Annotated in this window: 3 protein-coding genes; 2 read left to right on the forward strand and 1 reads right to left on the reverse strand. The window is 35.6% G+C overall.

Translation table 11 applies throughout. The features are described from left to right. Positions 1 to 280: 280 nt before the first annotated feature. Positions 281 to 940, forward strand: a complete 660-nt coding sequence (locus tag VSAL_RS22265; RefSeq protein WP_012552337.1) for a replication initiation protein — start codon at positions 281 to 283, stop codon at positions 938 to 940. Positions 941 to 1,027: 87 nt separating this feature from the next. Here the strand turns inward: VSAL_RS22265 and VSAL_RS22270 are convergent, their stop codons facing one another. Then, entirely contained in the window at positions 1,028 to 1,993 is a 966-nt protein-coding gene (locus VSAL_RS22270; protein ID WP_012552338.1) for an acyltransferase family protein, read from the reverse strand. 179 nt (positions 1,994 to 2,172) lie between these two features. Here VSAL_RS22270 and VSAL_RS22275 point away from each other — a divergent pair, with 179 nt between their 5' ends. Further along, positions 2,173 to 3,366, forward strand: a complete 1,194-nt coding sequence (locus VSAL_RS22275; RefSeq protein WP_012548955.1) for an IS91-like element ISVsa9 family transposase — start codon at positions 2,173 to 2,175, stop codon at positions 3,364 to 3,366. Positions 3,367 to 4,327 lie beyond the last annotated feature (961 nt).

Here is a 4,327-nt window from a genome sequence, read left to right on the forward strand (position 1 = left end):
GTCTAAATAGTTATTTATCCACAGGCGTTTTCCTTTTTAATCTTTCTTGTTTATAGATCTTTCTTGTTTTTAGCATCGCTGTAGCCCTTGCTGCATAAGGGCTACAGCGATATTAGGTGTACAAATTGACACGCTAAACGACGGTTTAGGTGTACAAATTGACACGCTAAATGGCTTTTTAGGTGTACAAATTGACACGCTAACTCACAAAGTTGGGTGTACGTCGTTTTAGTTCGTACACTTATGTGTATAGTGAATAAAAAAATAGACTGGTTTAAATATGAATAATCTCTCAGTAACCAAATCAAATAATCTTGTAGATGCGAGTTATAAATTAAATGTTCAAGCACAAAAACTTATTTTAGCCTGCTTAGGGAAAATAGATTCTAGAGCTGAAATTCCTAACGAAATTACTATTACCGCAATAGAATATGGTGATTTAATGGGTATTAGTAATGCGCGGAGAGATCTATATAAAGCGGCGGATCATCTCTTTGATGCGGTAATAACATTAAAAGATAATAACGAAGAAATAAAGTTAAGATGGGTTCAAAAAAGTGTACTAAAAAAGAAAGGTGAGGGTTCTGTTACTATTACATGGTCTGATGATGTTTTAAAATATATTAGCGTACTTAAAAATAGATTTACTACATACAAATTGCGGCATATATCCGAATTGAAATCAGGACATTCCATTCGACTGTATGAGTTATTAATGCGATTTAATTCTACTGGGGCTAGAATTATTTCTATTGCTGATTTTAAATCGGCATTAGGTGTTAGTGATAAATACCCTCAATTTAAAGAATTAACACGTAGGGTTATCAACCCAGCTATTGATGAATTAAATAAAAGTAGTGATCTTATCGTTCAATATGAATCCCTTAAAAAGGGTAAAACAGTAACTGCTTTAGCATTCTCGTTTACACAAAAGGATTAAGTTTATTGATTGATAACCATAAACTTAATACTAGAAAAGGTCGCCAATTTTAGGCGACCTTTGCGGTTCGTGATACGAGCATTATGTTCAATAACGATGAATAATCCTATTTTCTAAGTAATGCCAGCTTATATAAGCTAAAGCTCCAACAGTTAAAGTAACCATAAATACACCCAATAGCGGAGAAGAGAACAACCCTAAGTATAGATAAAGCTGAATTACTGGAAAATGCCAAATATAAATGCCATATGATAAATCTCCCACCTTTTTATCAACTTTAATTTGCGGTGTATAGAAAGCAAGATAAGCAGTCAAGATCCCAACTGACAGTGGCATAAATAATTCTATACTAGAGTATATACCCAGGAGGGAAGGCAGGAGTAAGCCTTTGATATACTTGGAATTTAAACCAACAAAACTTAAGTATGCCCCTACCATAAAATAAGACATGAGTGATGGTAGTTGATTGTTAACAGATTTGTTCAAACCATATTCGTTAATAATGTACGATAAGACATAAAAGCAAGAAACAGACAGTATAAAAATTAAAATCGTTAGTTTTTCTTTTGAAAAGAACTTTGTGAAAAAACCATAAATAATTGGTATAGATATATAAAACATAACTTCAACTTTGATTGTCCAAAGCGATCCATTAACAGCACTATGGTTGCCTATATCAGTAAAAACACCTGGTAATGTGGGTTGAAGGAAGTTTAAAAAAACAAGGTTAGAAGCTAAGTATCTCAACGACTCCACCAAGTAAGTATGATAATCGTAAGATGTAATTACTAAGCCAATCAAAAATGAAGTGATAATAACCACAAAATATAATGGATAGACCCTCATAAACCTAGATTTTATATAAGTTTTTATACCATTATTTTTTAAATAACTCTTTGTGATCAAAAAACCACTTATTACAAAGAAGCACTTAACAGCCAAACCTCCTGGAAAAAACGTCAAAACAGGTATGTTTGCCAACCCGCCAATATGAAAAAGCATCACAATTAATGCTAGAACAATCCTTAATATATCAAAATTATTTTTTATCATTACTAAAAGACTATAGAAAAAAGTTAGTTCACATTGTATAGCCTTACGACAAGCAATTATAGATAACACAAGGGAATACATGCGTGATATGCCCCTTATGGAACAATAGGCGCCTACGGCGCAAATCAAAAGGACTCAACCTCTTCCATTGTTGCCAATAAATCGTTTATCCTATCGCCATGCACGCATATAAACCCCTGAAACAATTATTTAATAGTCAAAATAACTGGCTTAAATTTCTTCATAATAACAAAGCTAACCTAAGAGCGGTCGTGATTGAAAATGTCACAAAGATGCTGTCCTGTGGGACAGCGGCTTTTGGCTCTCGCGAATATCATTGTTGCAACCCTGACTGTACCCATATCAAATATATTCACCAAACCTGTAAATCTCGAGCGTGCAGTAGCTGTGGCATGAAAGCCACAGAGCGATGGATACAAAAGCAACAACATGTCTTCCCTGAATGCGAATATCAACACATCACCTTTACCCTTCCAAACACGCTATGGCCTATCTTTCGTCATAACCGTTGGCTGTTAAATAAATTATTCAAATGTGCTGCAAACATTCTGCTGGGATGGGCAAAAGATAAAGGAATAGATGTCGGTATCTTTTGTGCTCTTCATACTTACGGTCGAAAACTGAATTGGAATACGCACTTACATTTATCGGTCACTCGTGGGGGAATTTGTGAACGTACCGGTTTATGGAAACCCATTTACTTCCAAATGAAAACGACAGAGCCTTGTTGGAGAGCGGCTATCGTCAGTTTATTGGGTAAGGCTTATTATGAGCTTGATTTATCAAGCGAAGAATGCCCCTATATCCGTAATAAAACGGATTGGTCACGCTTTTTAAGCAGTCAATATAATCGTCGTTGGAAGCTTCATTTTGCTAAAAAGACAAATAATGTAAAACCGACGATGAACTATCTTGGTCGGTATTTAAAACGGCCCCCAATTTCAGCGTCACGTTTAAGTCATTACGCCAAAGGCGGAATGATAACGTTTAATTATTTAGACCATCGAACAGGAACAACAGACAGCCTAACATTATCACCAGAAGAGATGATAAGACGGATAGTAGAGCACTATCCTGATAAACATTTCAAGATGATCCGATACTACGGTTTTTTATCAATGCGTCGTCGTGGAGAAGCTCTGCCTAGAGTTTATGCAGCTTTAGGTATGACAATAGAAGCTGAGCCGAAAATGCCAGGGTATGCCGCAATGTTAAAAGGATATGTAAAAGTAGATCCGTACGAATGTATTTTATGTGAAAGTCGTCTGGTGTTTACGAATTTCCGAGTCGGAAATTCGGTCAATGATTTAGTCACCCATGCGATAGTTCAGTCAGAATTGAGGGCAGCATAATAAGGTTTGTAGGATAAGTGTATCTAAAACTCATGAAATAGGGCTAAAACAGTTATAAAATCCCCGATAATTATATTTTCGATACCTTTTAAAAAAACAGCGATGGTGAAATTGGCTTTTTTAGACGGGCCAATGCTAACTCAGCAACATTCAAATTCCTTACCTTCAAGTATGTTACCGAAATTAATTTGACCAATTTTAACCCGACTAAATATAATCGTTAGAAAAAGAACTTATTCCATACACGAAAAGCATCTAACAAAATTCAAAACGCATTTAATATTTGTTCAAGATCGAGGATATATTTAACTCAAAAGAAGCAAAAAACACGATCACTAAAAAATGGCCACAAAAGATAAAAAATACCGCAAAATATACCAATAGAAACAGTGATTTATCATTTTTTGAGGCGTCTCATTAAAAAACAGCTCAAAAAACAGGCACGACAGGAGTGTTTACACTTTAAAACTTCGTTTTAGCGTCACTCCCTGTGCCAAAGGGTAGCCCCTTTGAAACCCTTTTTTACTCCGCATTTTGACATCCGTTTTAATCATAATTTCAGATATTGAAAACGTTATTTTAAGAGCATCTTCGTAGGGCGCGAGGTGACTTTTTTAGATGGGGTTATTTTGGAGAACGCGCTCGACTTTACTGCGCGCATTTCGATATTGGCAAAAAGCGCCTAGTATCTACGATGTTCCAAACAAGAGCATTACCCGTCATTCAAAATCAATTCTAAGGCACATAGATGCCATGTAGACAGCTATAACACTAAAAAGACATAACTATGTACCCTTTCGTTAATCTAACGGCCTTAGAGAGCTTTACAGCTCTAAAAAACAAAAAAAGAAAATTTATTGAGCGCGGAGCGCAAACTCAAAGCGACAAAACAGGTCAATTGACGATTGTGGGCAATGTGTTTGATAACATGCTCCATCGTTATCAAAACTTGCCCATGTGA

Origin of the sequence: Aliivibrio salmonicida LFI1238 (genome assembly GCF_000196495.1) — a bacterium.
GTDB classification, from domain to species: domain Bacteria; phylum Pseudomonadota; class Gammaproteobacteria; order Enterobacterales; family Vibrionaceae; genus Aliivibrio; species Aliivibrio salmonicida.